The sequence below is a fragment of the Acinetobacter sp. RIT698 genome (assembly GCF_009668065.1).
In the GTDB taxonomy this organism is placed as follows: domain Bacteria; phylum Pseudomonadota; class Gammaproteobacteria; order Pseudomonadales; family Moraxellaceae; genus Acinetobacter; species Acinetobacter guillouiae.
The window spans coordinates 26,287-41,696 of record NZ_WJYH01000018.1 but is presented as its reverse complement, the minus strand read 5'-3'; the positions used below and the strand labels follow the sequence as shown (position 1 = coordinate 41,696).

Sequence of the window (15,410 nt, the reverse complement as noted above, 5' to 3'; positions counted from 1 at the left end):
AAGAGTTCAATGGATGAAACATTTTCGCTTTTCGATTCTTTTTACCATCATTTGTCTAGCAATTTCTGCGTATTGGGGTTTTACACATGGTCCCCAAGCCGGCCTAATGACCATGTTCAAGGCATTGGCAATTACTGCAATTCTTGCAGTGATGGAAGTTTCTTTATCGTTTGATAATGCTGTAGTAAATGCTTCGGTACTTAAACACTGGAATCATTTCTGGCGAACCTTATTTTTAACAGTCGGTATTGTTATCGCTGTATTTGGTATGCGTTTAATCTTTCCATTACTCATTGTTGGCGTCACTGCAGACATGGGCATGATAGAGGTTGCAAAACTTGCGCTGAACGATCCAAAAACCTACTCTGAAAAGCTCATGGCACACCATGCTGAAATTGCAGCGTTCGGTGGTATGTTCTTGCTCTTAGTTTTTCTTAACTTTTTATTTGATGATGAAAAAGATGAGCATTGGTTCCATTGGTTGGAGTCAAAACTCGCTGATCTAGGCAATATTCAAGCGATTTCAGTGTTTATTTCATTATGTGCATTATTGGTTATGGCTAATTTTGTACCTGAAACTTCTCGTCTTGTTGTAACTATGGCAGGGATCTGGGGAATTGTGGTTTATGTCGGTGTTCAGGTGATCGGACACTTGCTTGAAGGCGGTTCACATGATGATGAACAAGAAGCAACTGAACAAACAACTTCAAATAATGGTGCACCAGTCACAGGTACAATCATCAAAGGCGGTATCGGTGGCTTCTTGTATCTTGAAGTACTTGATGCGTCTTTTAGTTTCGATGGTGTAATCGGTGCTTTTGCAATTACCAGTGATGTGGTAATTATTATGCTGGGCTTGGCAATCGGTGCAATCTTCGTGCGTTCTATGACGGTTTACCTTGTAGAAAAAGGTACGCTTGATGCTTATGTTTACTTAGAACATGGCGCGCATTATGCGATTGGTGCACTTGCATTCATCATGCTTGCAAGTGGAACAGGCTTACATATACCTGAAGTCGTAACAGGCTTGATTGGTGTCGCATTTATTGTTTGGGCAGTAATCTCATCAATTTCATATAGTAAAAAACAATCTCTTGAAACAACTGAAAAAGGAAATTAAAAATGGCTATTAATTTATCAAAAGGCGGTAACATCAACCTGTCTAAAACAGCGCCTACAATGAATAAAGTAGACTTAGGTTTAGGCTGGAATCCTCGTGTGACAGATGGTAAAGCATTTGACTTGGATGCGGTTGCTTTTCTGACTGGTGAAAATGGCAAAGTTCGTTTAGATGGCGACTTCATCTTCTTTAACCAAAAAACCTCTCCTTGTGGTTCTGTTAATCATAACGGTGATAACCGTACAGGTGACGGTGATGGTGATGACGAAACAATTTCAGTTGATCTAGCTAAAGTACCTGCTGATGTCGCAAAAATTGTTTTTGCTGTAACCATTCATGAAGGCCAACAAAATGGTCAAAACTTCGGTATGGTGGACAAAGCTTATATCCGTGTAATCAATCAGGATAACAATGCAGAAGAACTTGCACGTTTTGACTTATCTGAAGACGGTAGTACAGAAGTTGCCATGATTTTTGGTGAGTTATACCGTCATAGCGGTGAGTGGAAATTTAAAGCAGTCGGCCAAGGCTTTAACGGCGGCTTAGGTGCTTTGGCTGCAAGTTATGGTGTTGCAGTTTAATTTTTAAAATCTGTACTAAAAGATTTATCTTTTAGTACTTGAAAGTGATTCGGTTTAAATCGGTTCATTTATGAACACAGTAAAAATTATTTTCAAGTACTAAATAGAGAACAACAATGCAATTCATCACTGGACAAAAACTGGCACTTCACCAATTGTTGCAGACAGAGACACAGTTTAAACTACGTGTACAGGTTCAAGCACCTTTTGAAATCGATATTTCTAGTTTTGGTATTGCGCCAAACGATAAACTTTTCCATGATGATTATATGACTTTCTATAATCAGCCACAGACTCCGAAAGGCGAAGTTCAATATCAGCTTCAAGGCAACATGCATAGTTTTGCCTTTGATTTAAACAAGATAGATACAGCGCGAACATCACGTTTTGTGATCTGTGCCACTTTATCCAATGAGCAGTCTCAAATCCACAATATACAATCGATTCTGGTCGAGTTATGTAATCAACAAGGGCAGGTGCTTGCGAGTTATCTTTTAAATGGTTCTAATTTTAGCCAAGAAAAAGCTGTGATGCTGACTGAGATTTACTTTAAAAGTGATGCTTGGCGTATCGCTGCAATTGGTCAAGGTTTTAATGGTGGCTTAAAGGCTTTGGTTGAGCACTTTGGGGGAGAAGTTGAAGAAAGTACAGCAGCTGCAGCATCAACAGTAAACCCATCGACAAGCAATACACCATCAACAATCGATCTGAAAAAGAAAGTGGTACTGGATAAAATCCAAAATGCAGCTCCACATTTGGTAGATATTACTAAAAAGTCTTTAATCAGTTTAGAAAAAAACAATTTACTCGATGTAAAAGCTCGTGTCGCTTTAGTGCTAGATTATTCAGGTTCAATGCACCAACAGTATATAAAAGGTGATGTACAAAAAGTACTTGACCGAATTATGCCCTTGGCAGTCAATTTTGATGATGATGGCAGTTTTGAGTGCTGGGCATTTGCAGAAAAATCATTGCGATTAAGCGATGTAACCTTGAACAACTTAGAAAATTTTGTCAATACAGATCAAGGCGGTCATCCAAAGTGGAAAGCTGGTGCACGTTACAATAATGAACCCGCTGTACTTGAAGCCGTGATCCAGTATTTTACCCAAGAAAACCCATCTCATTTACCGGTATACGTAGTATTTGTTTCAGATGGCGGGGTCAGTGAAAGTAAAAAGATTAAAAATATTCTTAAAAATGCATCCAAGTTTCCTATTTTTTGGCAGTTCGTGGGTATCGGCGGCCGTAACTATGGTGTGTTGGAACAACTCGATACGATGGATGGGCGAGTAGTAGATAATTGCAATTTTTTTGAAATGAGCAATATTCAAAGTATGCCTGAAGCACAACTGTATGATGCACTGCTTCAGGAATTTCCACTGTGGTTAAAAGAAGCGAAAAATAAAAACATTATTCGATAAAGTGAGGGCAATCGATGGCTAAATTTGAACTTGTAGGCAGTCCAGAACCATTTCTATTGGTCGATTTGGTACAGGGAGAAAAAATATTTTGTGAATCTGATGCAATGGTCATGATTGAGCAAAATTTAGAATTGGCAGGAAATTTACGCGGCGGATTATTTCAATCATTTATGCGTAGATTTACCACAGGTGAATCGCTGTTTCAGCAAGAAATCAAAGCATCATTTGGTCATGGACAGTGTTTACTTTCTCCAAACATAGATGGTGATATGCAAATTCTTAACATAGGACCTCAGCAATACACTTTATCTGATGGGGCTTTTGTTGCAGCAACAGAACATGTCAATGTCAAAGCCAAGATTCAAGCAAATTTAGGTGGTGGATTCTTTGGTGATACAGGTGGTTTTGTGGTGATGGAATCATCTGGACAAGGACAACTGTGTATTTCAGGCTGTGGTACCTTGATGGAAGTCGATGTCAGTACCCAGAACGGAGAAACCACCATTGATAATGGTCATGTTGTGGCATGGGATTCGTCTTTAAGTTACAACATTGGTATGCCAAGTTCACAAAACCGCGGAATTGTTGGAAATCTTTTAAACAGTTTTACCAGTGGTGAAGGTATGGTGCTTAAGTTTAGGGGCAATGGCAAAGTCATTATTTGTTCCCGAAATCGCAAGAGCTACCTCACCTGGTTATCTTCAGCTTTAAATTTAAATAGAAACAATTAAATCTATGAGGGAAACACATGAGTATTAGTTTAGTAAAAGGTCAAAAAATCTCTTTAGAAAAAGGTGATGGTTCATCTTTGACCAAAATTTATCTTGGTGCAGGCTGGGATGTGGCGAAGAGTGGCGGATTTTTAGGTGGTCTTTTTGGTGGCGGTGGTGGTGATTCAATCGACCTTGATGCTTCAGTCATTATTTTTGATGAAAACAACCAACCGCTTGATGCAGTATGGTTCGGTCAATTAAAAAGTAAGGATGGCAGTATTTGGCATTCAGGGGATAATCGTACAGGTGCTGGTGATGGCGATGATGAAGTGATCCATGTTGATCTAACCAAAATACCACCGCAAGTCAAAGCACTGGTTTTTACAATTAGTAGTTTCCGCGGTCAAACTTTTGAAAAAGTTGAAAATGCTTTTTGTCGTTTAGTTGACTCAAATACCAATACTGAAATCGCAAAATATAACCTTTCAGCAAAAGGCAATTATACTGCCTTGATTATCGCTAAAGTTTATCGCCACAATGGCGCATGGAAAATGTCTGCGATTGGCGATACCTGTAATGGTAAGACCATTCATGACATGCTTCCTTCGATCATTCCAGTGCTTTAAGGGCGGCTGTAAAAATTTTAATCAACAAAGCCATTTCTAGAAATGGCTTTTGTTTAAAGTATTTTCAATCTTTCCATTCTAAAGTTATCAATTCTGTAAAATAATTCTATAATAGCGTCCATTATTACTGACCTCAGTTGAGGTTAGTTCGTTTTTAAGTCAATTTCTTCTCCGTGATTCGGCTTATTTTTCAATATTTAAATTTTATGTGTCCATGCCAACACATAAGAATATTTAGGTGCCCACATGGAAATCAAAGTCAATTACCTCGACAATCTTCGACAAGAAGCCAAGTTCGATGACTTTACAGTAATTGCTGATCAACCCATTCGCTATAAAGGTGATGGCTCTGCGCCGGGTCCTTTCGATTATTTTCTTGCATCATCTGCTTTGTGTGCTGCTTACTTTGTCAAAGTATATTGTGCAGCTCGTGATATCCCGACAGATAATATTCGTTTATCTCAAAACAATATTGTCGATCCTGAAAACCGCTATAAACAAATTTTTAAAATTCAGGTTGAACTACCTGCGGATATTTCGGATAAAGATCGTCAAGGTATTTTGCGTTCGATCGACCGTTGTACCGTTAAAAAAGTCATCCAAACAGGTCCTGAATTTGTTATTGAAGAAGTTGAAAGTATTGATGCAGATGCACAAGCATTGCTCATGCCAAACTTAGCACAAGAAAGCTCAACTTATATTGAAGGTAAAGATCTACCTTTAGAGCAAACTATTGCCAATATGTCAGAGATTCTGGCAGGTTTGGGAATGAAAATTGAAATTGCCTCATGGCGAAATATTGTTCCAAATGTATGGTCATTACATATTCGTGATGCGCAATCTCCAATGTGTTTCACCAATGGTAAAGGTTCAACCAAAGAAAGTGCTTTGGCTTCGGCATTAGGCGAGTTCATTGAGCGTTTAAATTGTAATTTCTTCTATAACGACCAGTTTTGGGGTCAAGACATTGCCAATGCTGAGTTTGTACATTATCCAGATGAAAAATGGTTTAAACCAGGACCAAATGGAGCGCTACCTAAAGAAATATTGGATGAATATACATTAGAGGTATATAACCCAGACAATGAATTGTTAGGTACGCATTTATATGACACCAACTCAGGTAATACTGAGCGTGGGATTTGTTCATTACCGTTTGTACGCCAATCAGATCAAGAAGTTGTATATTTCCCATCAAATTTGATTGAAAACTTATATCTAAGCAATGGTATGAGTGCAGGAAATACCTTAGCCGAAGCTCAAGTACAGTGTTTATCTGAAATTTTTGAACGTGCGGTTAAACGTGAAATTTTAGAGGGAGAAATTGCACTTCCAGATGTACCTGAAGACGTTTTAGCAAAATACCCGCGTATTGTTGAGGGCATTAAAGGCCTAGAAGAACAAGGCTTTCCAGTCTTGGTTAAAGATGCATCGTTGGGTGGTGAATTTCCAGTGATGTGTGTCACACTGATGAACCCACGTACAGGCGGCGTATTTGCATCGTTTGGTGCACATCCTAAGCTTGAAGTTGCTTTAGAGCGTAGCTTAACCGAGTTATTACAAGGTCGTAGTTTTGAAGGTTTAAATGATTTACCTAAACCAACCTTTAGCAGTAATGCGGTGACTGAACCGAATAATTTTGTTGAACATTTTATCGATTCAAGTGGTGTGGTATCTTGGCGTTTCTTTAGTGCAAAATCAGACCATGACTTTGTTGAGTGGGATTTTAGCAGTGCAGGTGAAAATGCCAATGCTGAAGAAGTAAAGACCATGCTAAACATTCTTGAGGAAATGGGCAAAGAAGTCTATATGGCAGTCTATGAGCACTTAGGGGCGACAGCTTGCCGTATCATTGTGCCTGATTATTCTGAAATTTATTTGGTTGAAGATTTAATTTGGGACAATACCAACAAAGCATTGTTATTCCGTGAAGATATTTTAAATCTTCATCGTTTGGATGATGAGCAACTTGAAGCCTTAGTTGAACGTCTAGAAGAAGTTGAAGTGGATGATTACACCGATATCGTAACTTTAATTGGGATTGAATTTGATGATAATACTGTGTGGGGACAACTGACCATCCTTGAGTTAAAACTGTTGATTTATCTTGCTTTACAACAGTTTGAAGAAGCCAAAGATTTAGTTGAACAATTCCTGCAATACAATACCAATACTGTAGAACGCGGCTTGTTCTACAAGTGTATGAATGTAATGCTTGAAGTTGAACTAGATGACGACATGGATTTAGATGACTATGAAGCGAATTTCCGTCGTATGTTTGGTGATGAACGAATGGATGCAGTTATTGGTTCTCTAGACGGCAGTATGCGTTTTTATGGTTTGACTGAAACCAGTATGCAGCTTGAAGGACTTGATCGTCATTTAAGACTTATTGACAGCTATAAGAAGTTACATAAGGCACGTGCTAAAGCTGTTGGCTTAGCAAGTTAAACGCATTTTACTTTAGAACATAAGTGAAATACCCAAGATTCGTCTTGGGTTTTTTATTTTTAAAAATAATACAATATTTAAAAAATCACTCAATCAAAGGATTAAGTTTATACTGATGATGAAATGGGCTATCCCTAATATCTCTTATGAATAAGTGAATGACTAATCCATCAATAAATTTTGATATTTATCAGCTTGTGTTCTTAAAAAATCCCAAACCAATTTAATACGCGGTTCATGCTGTAAATCGACTAAAGTTAGCATCCAAAAGGTATGAATAAAACGAACTTCATCTTGTAACACCTGTTTAAGTTCTGGTTTATTTTCTGCCAAAAACTTCGGCAAAATTGCTAATCCAGCACCTGCACTCACAGCAACTTGTTGGGCCAAAATACTGCTACTTCTAAAATTTGCATTGAGCTGTAAGGGCAGACGTTCTAAACAATACAGTTCAGGGCTATAAATTAAATCGTCAATATAGTTTACAAACTGATGGTTTTTTAAATCTTCAAGTTTTTTAATCGCTTGAGTGCTTTCTAGATAGCCTTTACTGCCATAAATTTTAAGACAATAATCGGTTAAACGGGTAATAATATAAGGTCCTGACTTAGGGCGATCAATGGAAATCACAATATCAGCTTCACGATGCGACAGCTTAATCATTTTTGGAACCGGGATAAGATCAATCGTGAGTAAAGGATATTGTTTAGACAGTTCTGCCAATAGCTGGGCTAAAAATGCTGTTCCAAAACCCTCTGGTGTGCCAATTCGCACATGTCCTTGTAAAGGTAAGTTGGGCTTTTCAATTTGCAAGAATGCTTGTTCCATTTGCTCGACACGGGGCACCAACGCCAAGCCTTCCATAGTCAGTTCATAGCCTGTGGCTTCGCGTCTAAACAACGGCGTTCCTAAAGCTAATTCTAGCGCCTGTATTCGTCTAGACACGGTACTGTGTTCGACCCCAATAATACGAGCTGCATTGGTTAACGTCTTTGCACGCGCTAAAACTAAAAAAAACTGTAGGTGATCCCAATCGACTTTCATTGTGTATGACATCCTTGTGCATATTTGCACATTCATTGTGCGTTAATTTCTATTGGTCATCTATATTTTCTTTGTTAGTTTGATTTGAAACAGCACTGATGAAAATACTGCTTTTGGCTATTTTCTAAAAATGTAACAACAAAAAATATTGCCTATGGAGAGGTTATGAACACAATGTCAAATATTCATTCGACGACGGCTAAATTATTAATTAATGGAAAATTTACCGAATCAAATACTACTGAGTGGCAAGACATTCTAAATCCAGCGACCCAAGAGGTACTTGGTCGTGTCCCAATGGCAACTTTAGACGAAGTTGATGCTGCAATTGCTGCTGCACAAGAAGCATTTAAAACTTGGCGTTTTACACCAATTCAAGCCCGTATGCGTATCATGCTGAAACTGCAAGATTTGATTCGTGACAATATGAAAGATATTGCCCGTGTTTTGACCGCAGAACAAGGTAAAACCTTGGCTGATGCAGAAGGTGATATTCAACGTGGCTTAGAGGTAGTTGAACATGCTTGCTCAATTGGTACCTTGCAAATGGGTGAATATACTGAAGGTGTAGCCCGTGGTGTAGATACTTATACCTTGCAGCAACCATTGGGTGTATGTGCTGGAATTACCCCGTTTAATTTTCCTGCCATGATTCCACTATGGATGTTTCCAATGGCGATTGTTTGCGGCAATACCTTTGTACTTAAACCGTCTGAGCAAGATCCATTATCGACTATGATGCTGGTTGAATTGGCATTACAAGCGGGCGTTCCTGCTGGTGTACTCAATGTGGTACATGGTGGCAAACAAGTGGTAGATCGTCTATGTACGCATCCAGACATTAAAGCCATTTCATTTGTAGGTTCAACTGCGGTAGGGACGCATGTCTATAACTTAGCGGGTCAGCATGGTAAACGTGTGCAATCGATGATGGGTGCAAAAAACCATGTCGTGGTCATGCCAGATGCCAACAAAGAACAAACCTTAAATGCTTTAGTTGGTGCTGCATTTGGTGCGGCTGGACAACGTTGTATGGCATTGTCTGTTGCTGTCATGGTCGGTGAAACTAAAAACTGGGTGGATGAATTGGTTGAAAAAGCCAAAACACTGAAAGTCAATGCTGGGCATGAACCGCAAACAGATATTGGTCCTGTGATCTCACCACGTGCTAAAGCTCGCGTTATAGATTTGATTAATAGCGGTATTGCACAAGGTGCGCAACTCTTACTCGATGGTCGAGACGTACAAGTCCAAGGCTACGAAAATGGCAATTTTGTTGGTGCAACCATATTCAATCAAGTAACTACCGATATGCGTATCTATACTGAAGAAATTTTTGGCCCTGTATTAGCCATTATTCATGTTGATACGCTTGAACAAGCCATTCAATTGGTCAATGCCAATCCGTTCGGGAATGGTGTAGGTTTATTTACTCAAAGTGGTGCAACAGCGCGTACTTTCCAAAGCACCATTGATATTGGTCAAGTTGGTATCAATATTCCAATTCCTGTGCCGGTTCCATTCTTTAGCTTTACCGGGTCAAGAGGTTCAAAATTAGGGGACTTAGGGCCTTATGGTAAACAAGCAGTACAGTTCTATACTCAAACCAAAACCATTACCAGTCGTTGGTTCGAAGACACACAAGAAAAAGGTGAAGTGAATACCACCATCAGCTTGCGTTAATATAGGAGTTCAAGGATGAATATTGCATTTATTGGTTTAGGCAATATGGGCGGTAAAATGGCCCATAATTTACTCAAAGCAGGCTTGACGGTTTATGGCTTTGATTTAAGTGATGTTGCAATCGCACATTTCACCGAAGCAGGCGGAATTGCCTGTAATAGTCCACAGAAAGCAGCAGAAAATGCAGATGTAGTAATCACCATGCTGCCAGCCGCAAAGCATGTTAAAGAGGTGTATTTGGGTGAAAATGGGGTACTTGCTGTGCTTAAACAAGGCAGCTTATGTATCGACAGCAGTACCATTGATCCACAAACCATTAAAGACATTGCTGCAATTGGTGCAAAGCAAGGAATTCAAATTTGTGATGCGCCTGTTTCAGGTGGCACGATCGGGGCCCAAGCAGGTACGCTAACCTTTATGGTAGGAACTGATGATAAAGCCTTTGAACAAGTCAAATCTGTGCTTGCACCAATGGGTAAGAACATCGTGCACTGTGGTGAAGTGGGTGCAGGACAAATTGCTAAAATTTGCAATAATCTCATTTTAGGCATTTCAATGGCCGCAGTGGCTGAAGGCATGGCGCTAGGGGCAAAACTCGGTATCGATGCACAAGCATTAGCAGGCGTAATCAATAGTTCAAGTGGTCGTTGCTGGAGCTCGGAAGTGTGTAACCCATGGCCGGGTATTTCTGCAAATGCACCTGCTGGACGTGGTTATAGTGATGGCTTTGCCTCTCAACTGATGCTTAAAGATTTGGGTTTGGCTGTTGAAGTCGCAGGCCAAGTCAAACAACCTTTGCTTTTAGGTGGTTTGGTACAGCAGCTTTATCAGCAACTGTGTATGCAAGGTAATGCTCAACTCGATTTTTCCAGCATCATTCAGCAATATTTGCCTAAAGAAACTTAATCATCAATCGAAGCATAGTCAATTTCACCACCAATGGGTGGTGAAAAACCAATAGATTCACTCGTGTCATGAATAACAATAAATCCAGGCCGGAGTATATAATATGTTGAATTATCAGGATGTTGCTAAAACATTTAATTTAGATGGTGCGGTTCAAGAAATGCTCTCAGGTTCAGTCGATCAACTGAATGCCTGTTATGAATGCTGTGACCGACATGCGGAAGCAGATCGCGAAAAAGTTGCCCTATATTGGCAAGGTAAAGATGGCCGTAAAGAGCAATATACCTTTGCTCAACTGAAAAAATGGTCGAGTCAGTTTGCCAATTTTTTAAAGTCACAGGGTATTCAAGCTGGTGATCGTATTTCGGGGTTATTACCAAGAACTCCCGAATTATTGGTTGTGATTCTCGCTGCTTGGCGAATTGGTGCAGTTTATCAACCGCTATTTACTGCATTTGGCCCAAAGGCGATTGAACATCGAGTTCAGCTGGCAAAAAGCAAATTGGTTGTGACCGATATCGGCAATCGTAGCAAACTGGATGAAGTTGCACAGTGTCCACAAATTATGACTGTCTCTGATCAACAGGGTCATGCTGTACAACAAGGCGATTTAGATTTTTGGAAAGAACTCAATCAACATGCTGAGCAATGTGATCTGGTCATGCAAAGCATTCAAGATCCATTTTTACTCATGTTTACCTCAGGCACCACGGGGCCTGCAAAACCTTTGGAAGTTCCACTCAAAGCCTTAATTGCTTTTGGCAACTATATGAAAGATGCGATCGGCTTACGCGCAGATGATGCATTTTGGAATATTGCTGATCCAGGTTGGGCGTATGGACTTTATTACGGTATCACAGGACCATTATTGTTAGGCCATGCCACTTTGTTTTATGAAGGTGGTTTTAGCATAGACAGTTTGTGTCAAATTATTGATGATTATAAAATTAATAATTTGGCAGGTGCACCTACAGCATATCGGATGATGATGGCCGCGGATCCCACTCAAATGGCACAACTAAAAGGTAAATTCCGGGTTGTGAGTAGTGCTGGTGAACCTTTAAATCCTGAAGTTTTTCGTTGGTTTAAACAAGTGCTTGATGCGCCTATTTTTGATCATTATGGACAGACAGAGGTGGGCATGGTGGTTTGCAATCATCATGGTTTAAGCCACGAGGTCCGTGCAGGCGCTGCTGGTTTTGCCAGCCCAGGTTATCGTGTTGCTGTGGTAGATGATCAAGGCAATGAGTTGCCTGCCGATACCGCTGGAATTTTAGCGGTAGATATCAGTCAATCACCGATGATGTGGTTTGGTGGTTATAAAGAAAGTCGTAAATCACCATTTATCAAAAATTATTATTTGACCGGTGATACTGCTGAACTACATGCAGATGGGAGTATGAGCTTTGTTGGACGTAGTGATGATGTGATTACCACCTCTGGATATCGTATTGGACCTTTTGATGTAGAAAGTGCATTACTTGAACATGAGGCAGTGATTGAAGCTGCTGTTGTTGGAGTCCCCGATCCAGAGCGAACAGAAATCGTTAAAGCTTTTGTGATTTTGGCAGAAAATAAAACACCATCTGAGGAATTGGCTGAACAACTTGGGCAATTTGTCAAAAAACGTCTGTCTGCCCATGCTTATCCAAGACAAGTTGAATTTGTTACTGAACTACCCAAGACCCCAAGTGGCAAGATTCAACGCTTTTTACTACGAAATCAAGAAATTGCTAAACAACAATTAAGTGCATAAAGCGAGTAAGGATCATCCTACACAAGCTAAACTTGCCGAATGTAGGATGTTAAATGATGCTAAGGAATATGAAATGCAATTTACTGAAGAACAATTATTGATTCAGGACATGGCGAAAAGTTTCGCCCAAGAACAAATTAAACCAAATGCAGCGGAATGGGATAAACACAGCATTTTCCCCAAAGAGACCTTGTCACAAATGGGGCAATTGGGATTTATGGGGATGCTGATTTCAGAGCAATGGGGTGGCTCAGATACTGGTAACTTAGCCTATGTCCTTGCACTTGAAGAAATTGCGGCGGCCGATGGCGCAACCTCTACCATTATGAGTGTGCATAATTCAGTCGGTTGTGTTCCGATTGCTAAATTTGGTAATGAAGAACAAAAACAAAAGTATTTAATGCCTTTGGCACAAGGTGAAATGATAGGTGCTTTCGCATTGACCGAACCGCATACTGGTTCTGATGCAGCAGCACTGAAAACCCGAGCTGTCAAAGATGGTGAGGATTGGATTATTAACGGTGCAAAACAATTTATTACTTCAGGAAATAATGCTGGTGTAATTATTGTATTTGCAGTGACCGATCCAAGTGCTGGTAAAAAAGGTATCAGTGCCTTTATTGTGCCACGGGAAACTGCGGGCTATGAAGTGATTCGGACTGAAGAAAAACTGGGATTGCATGCTTCAGATACCTGTCAAATTGCATTGACTGATGTGCGTGTACACAAAAGCTTAATGTTAGGTCAAGAAGGTGAAGGGCTTAAAATAGCACTGTCTAATCTGGAAGGCGGTCGTATTGGTATTGCTGCGCAAGCGGTGGGTTTGGCACGTGCTGCCTTAGAAGAAGCCAGCAAATATGCCAAAGAACGGATTACTTTTGGAAAACCGATTTTTGAACATCAGGCAATCGCTTTTCGTTTGGCCAGTATGGCAACAGAAATCGAAGCAGCTCGTCAATTGGTCCATCATGCCGCACGATTGAAAGAAGCAGGCAAGCCCTGTCTCAATGAAGCCTCAATGGCAAAATTATTTTCCTCAGAGATGGCAGAGCGTGTCTGTTCAGCAGCTTTACAGGTCTTCGGCGGCTATGGTTATTTAAAAGATTTTCCAATTGAACGGATTTATCGTGATGCACGTATTTGTCAAATCTATGAAGGCACCAGTGACATACAGCGTTTGGTGATTGCGCGAAGTTTATAAATAGAGTTAATCGCTGTGTATCAGATGATAGGATAAAACAGATAAGGAAATGAATATGCAATTTGAAACCATTTTACTGGAAAAACACAAAGGCGTAGGCTTAATTACACTCAATCGCCCAAAGGCTTTAAACGCATTAAATTCAAAATTAATCCAAGAAGTAAATTTAGCTTTAGATGATTTAGAAAAAGATCAGGATATTGGTTGTATGGTGCTGACTGGTTCAGAAAAAGCCTTTGCAGCAGGTGCTGATATTAAAGAAATGGCGGGATTGAACTTTCCCAATATTTATTTTGATGATTTTTTTAATCTTGCCGATCGAATTGCGCAACGCCGTAAACCCTTAATCGCAGCTGTCAGTGGTTATGCCTTGGGTGGTGGTTGTGAGTTGGCACTGATGTGTGATTTTATTTACTGTGCGGATAATGCCAAATTTGGCTTACCTGAAGTCACTTTAGGCGTGATTCCAGGCATTGGGGGTACGCAGCGTTTAACCCTTGCCATAGGTAAAGCCAAAGCGATGGAAATGTGTTTAACCGCTCGACAAATGGGGGCAATTGAGGCAGAACTGAGTGGTTTAGTTGCCCGTGTGTTTAGCCCTGAAGAGCTTTTAACCCAGACTTTAAGTGCTGCTGAAAAAATTGCTGAAAAATCATTGGTGGCGACAATGATGATCAAAGAATCAATTAATCGTGCCTTTGAAGTGAGTTTGGCGGAAGGTTTACGTTTTGAACGACGAACCTTTCATTCAATTTTTGCTACTTTGGATCAAAAAGAAGGCATGCAAGCCTTTGTTGATAAACGCCAAGCCAACTTTAAAAATCAATAACAGGATGAAGATGGGATGAATACTGAAAATCATTTAATCATCGAACAGAACGCAGCTCTGGGTGTGATTACCTTAGATCGAGTGTCCAGCCTGAATGCACTGACTCTGGATATGATCAATGGTATCCGTACACAAGTTGAAACTTGGCAAAATGATGCTGGCATTCAAGCGATACTGATCAAATCTAATAGCCCAAAAGCATTTTGTGCAGGTGGTGATATTCGTTATCTTTACGATTGTTATCAAAATGGTACAGATGGACATAAAGGCTATTTTATTGCTGAATATGACATGTTGAATAGCATTCGCGCGTCTAAAAAACCGGTTGTGGTATTGTTAGATGGCTATGTCTTAGGTGGCGGTTTTGGTCTGGCACAAGCCTGTCATATTATTGTCAGTAGTGAAAAATCACGTTTTGCCATGCCTGAAACGGCGATTGGTTTCTTTCCTGATGTTGCAGCAACGCACTTCTTGTCACGTTTAGATGATATTGGGGTCTATCTGGCAACCACAGGTGACCAAATCAGTAGCAGTGATGCCTTATATTTAGATTTGATTGATTATCATGTTCCTAGCCAACAATTTAATGACTTACTTGATGCGCTGAGCCAATCAAGCAATTTAAGCAAAGACAATATTGAACAGATAATTTCTAAATTTATTACCCGCCCTGTAGAAAGTGAACTCAGTGCATCGGTTGAGAACATTCGTAAGCATTTTGGCTTTGAAAATTTGCAAGATATTGAAAAAAGTCTTGAAAATGAAAAAGATCAACAGCATCAAGCCTGGGCAAGCAAAGTCTTAAGCACTTTGCAACAACGTTCTTGGGTGGCGAAAAAAACCAGTTTAAGACTGCAATACTTGGGACGGGGATTGTCATTACAACAATGTATGCAGTTGGAACGAAATTTACAGGATATCTGGTTTGAACATGGCGATATTCTTGAAGGTGTTCGTGCTTTAATTGTCGACAAAGATAAACAGCCAAAGTGGCAAAAAAGCAATATTGTTTTAGATAAAATATTGGCTGAATTAGGTTAGTCTTTTTAATGCGTATATCAGTTCTGTTTTTATAA

At 39.9% G+C, this 15,410-nt stretch carries 13 protein-coding genes; 12 read left to right on the top strand and 1 reads right to left on the bottom strand.

The features are described from left to right. The first annotated feature begins 13 nt into the window (after window positions 1-13). From GJV03_RS10010 to GJV03_RS09985, 6 genes are all read left to right on the top strand, one after another. On the top strand, window positions 14-1,120 hold the full coding sequence (locus GJV03_RS10010) for a DUF475 domain-containing protein (protein ID WP_004720367.1): 1,107 nt from the start codon (window positions 14-16) through the stop codon (window positions 1,118-1,120). Between the two features lie 2 nt (window positions 1,121-1,122). After that, window positions 1,123-1,701, top strand: coding sequence for a TerD family protein (locus GJV03_RS10005; protein WP_004720368.1), 579 nt, complete (start codon window positions 1,123-1,125; stop codon window positions 1,699-1,701). A 116-nt stretch (window positions 1,702-1,817) separates the two neighbouring features. Then, window positions 1,818-3,125 carry a VWA domain-containing protein gene (locus tag GJV03_RS10000; RefSeq protein WP_154130009.1) on the top strand — a complete coding sequence of 436 codons (1,308 nt, stop codon included), beginning with the start codon at window positions 1,818-1,820 and terminating at the stop codon, window positions 3,123-3,125. A 14-nt stretch (window positions 3,126-3,139) separates the two neighbouring features. Beyond that, window positions 3,140-3,856: a TIGR00266 family protein gene (locus tag GJV03_RS09995; protein WP_004720370.1), complete on the top strand. Its 717-nt coding sequence runs from the start codon at window positions 3,140-3,142 to the stop codon at window positions 3,854-3,856. Between the two features lie 17 nt (window positions 3,857-3,873). After that, window positions 3,874-4,464, top strand: coding sequence for a TerD family protein (locus GJV03_RS09990; RefSeq protein WP_004720371.1), 591 nt, complete (start codon window positions 3,874-3,876; stop codon window positions 4,462-4,464). A gap of 246 nt (window positions 4,465-4,710) precedes the next feature. Then, window positions 4,711-6,915, top strand: coding sequence for an OsmC domain/YcaO domain-containing protein (locus GJV03_RS09985; RefSeq protein ID WP_154130008.1), 2,205 nt, complete (start codon window positions 4,711-4,713; stop codon window positions 6,913-6,915). Between the two features lie 162 nt (window positions 6,916-7,077). Here GJV03_RS09985 and GJV03_RS09980 read toward each other — a convergent pair whose 3' ends face one another. Next, on the bottom strand, window positions 7,078-7,959 hold the full coding sequence (locus GJV03_RS09980) for a LysR family transcriptional regulator (RefSeq protein WP_004821587.1): 882 nt from the start codon (window positions 7,957-7,959) through the stop codon (window positions 7,078-7,080). 165 nt (window positions 7,960-8,124) lie between these two features. On the opposite strand from GJV03_RS09980, the gene GJV03_RS09975 reads away from it, so the two are divergent. From GJV03_RS09975 to GJV03_RS09950, 6 genes are all read left to right on the top strand, one after another. After that, on the top strand, window positions 8,125-9,642 hold the full coding sequence (locus tag GJV03_RS09975) for a CoA-acylating methylmalonate-semialdehyde dehydrogenase (protein ID WP_154130007.1): 1,518 nt from the start codon (window positions 8,125-8,127) through the stop codon (window positions 9,640-9,642). Between the two features lie 15 nt (window positions 9,643-9,657). After that, window positions 9,658-10,548, top strand: coding sequence for a 3-hydroxyisobutyrate dehydrogenase (mmsB, locus tag GJV03_RS09970; RefSeq protein WP_154130006.1), 891 nt, complete (start codon window positions 9,658-9,660; stop codon window positions 10,546-10,548). A 103-nt stretch (window positions 10,549-10,651) separates the two neighbouring features. Further along, window positions 10,652-12,304, top strand: a complete 1,653-nt coding sequence (locus GJV03_RS09965) for an AMP-binding protein (protein WP_154130005.1) — start codon at window positions 10,652-10,654, stop codon at window positions 12,302-12,304. 73 nt (window positions 12,305-12,377) lie between these two features. Continuing rightward, window positions 12,378-13,505 (top strand): acyl-CoA dehydrogenase family protein, encoded by a 1,128-nt coding sequence (locus tag GJV03_RS09960; RefSeq protein WP_154130004.1) that lies wholly within the window; start codon window positions 12,378-12,380, stop codon window positions 13,503-13,505. 55 nt (window positions 13,506-13,560) lie between these two features. Continuing rightward, window positions 13,561-14,334, top strand: coding sequence for an enoyl-CoA hydratase (locus GJV03_RS09955; protein WP_105712607.1), 774 nt, complete (start codon window positions 13,561-13,563; stop codon window positions 14,332-14,334). A gap of 15 nt (window positions 14,335-14,349) precedes the next feature. Then, window positions 14,350-15,375, top strand: a complete 1,026-nt coding sequence (locus GJV03_RS09950) for an enoyl-CoA hydratase/isomerase family protein (protein ID WP_154130003.1) — start codon at window positions 14,350-14,352, stop codon at window positions 15,373-15,375. The last annotated feature ends 35 nt before the right edge of the window (window positions 15,376-15,410 follow it).

Bases quoted from the DNA above. Each gene is read 5' to 3' on its own strand.
- GJV03_RS09965 (WP_154130005.1), top strand. From the start codon at position 10,652: ATGTTGAATTATCAGGATGTTGCTAAAACATTTAATTTAGATGGTGCG.
- GJV03_RS09995 (WP_004720370.1), top strand. From the start codon at position 3,140: ATGGCTAAATTTGAACTTGTAGGCAGTCCAGAACCATTTCTATTGGTC.
- GJV03_RS09960 (WP_154130004.1), top strand. From the start codon at position 12,378: ATGCAATTTACTGAAGAACAATTATTGATTCAGGACATGGCGAAAAGT.
- GJV03_RS09990 (WP_004720371.1), top strand. From the start codon at position 3,874: ATGAGTATTAGTTTAGTAAAAGGTCAAAAAATCTCTTTAGAAAAAGGT.
- GJV03_RS09985 (WP_154130008.1), top strand. From the start codon at position 4,711: ATGGAAATCAAAGTCAATTACCTCGACAATCTTCGACAAGAAGCCAAG.
- GJV03_RS10010 (WP_004720367.1), top strand. From the start codon at position 14: ATGAAACATTTTCGCTTTTCGATTCTTTTTACCATCATTTGTCTAGCA.
- GJV03_RS09980 (WP_004821587.1), bottom strand. From the start codon at position 7,959: ATGAAAGTCGATTGGGATCACCTACAGTTTTTTTTAGTTTTAGCGCGT.
- GJV03_RS10005 (WP_004720368.1), top strand. From the start codon at position 1,123: ATGGCTATTAATTTATCAAAAGGCGGTAACATCAACCTGTCTAAAACA.
- GJV03_RS09975 (WP_154130007.1), top strand. From the start codon at position 8,125: ATGAACACAATGTCAAATATTCATTCGACGACGGCTAAATTATTAATT.
- mmsB (WP_154130006.1), top strand. From the start codon at position 9,658: ATGAATATTGCATTTATTGGTTTAGGCAATATGGGCGGTAAAATGGCC.
- GJV03_RS09955 (WP_105712607.1), top strand. From the start codon at position 13,561: ATGCAATTTGAAACCATTTTACTGGAAAAACACAAAGGCGTAGGCTTA.
- GJV03_RS09950 (WP_154130003.1), top strand. From the start codon at position 14,350: ATGAATACTGAAAATCATTTAATCATCGAACAGAACGCAGCTCTGGGT.
- GJV03_RS10000 (WP_154130009.1), top strand. From the start codon at position 1,818: ATGCAATTCATCACTGGACAAAAACTGGCACTTCACCAATTGTTGCAG.